This is a genomic window from Komagataeibacter intermedius TF2 (assembly GCF_000964425.1).
GTDB lineage: Bacteria > Pseudomonadota > Alphaproteobacteria > Acetobacterales > Acetobacteraceae > Komagataeibacter > Komagataeibacter intermedius.
This window is the reverse complement of sequence record NZ_BANF01000271.1, coordinates 1-326: the sequence shown is the minus strand read 5'-3', so window position 1 is coordinate 326 and position 326 is coordinate 1. Positions and strand designations below refer to the sequence as shown.

Annotated in this window: 1 protein-coding gene; it reads right to left on the bottom strand. The window is 57.4% G+C overall.

Annotated features, from left to right (window positions below; translation table 11 throughout):
- Window positions 1-326 (bottom strand): alcohol dehydrogenase catalytic domain-containing protein (locus B7449_RS16860; RefSeq protein ID WP_148431384.1); only part of this gene is annotated, 326 nt, incomplete at both ends.

Here is a 326-nt window from a genome sequence, read left to right as displayed (position 1 = left end):
TTACCCTGTGTGGCGCGCACTGAAATGCAGAGATTGGTTTTTCCCGACTTACAGAACAGACATTCACCGCATTCCGCCGTGTAAAGCGGAATGACATGGTCGCCGGGGGCAACGCTGGTGACCCCTTCTCCGACCTCGATGACAATTCCCGCGCCTTCGTGACCCAAAACGGCTGGGAACAGTCCCTCGGGATCATCCCCTGACAGGGTAAACGCATCAGTGTGGCACACACCCGTATGCGTGATCTGCACGAGCACCTCACCAGCACGAGGAGGCGCTACATCGATCTCGACAATCTCAAGGGGCTTACCCGCCTCGAAAGCAAC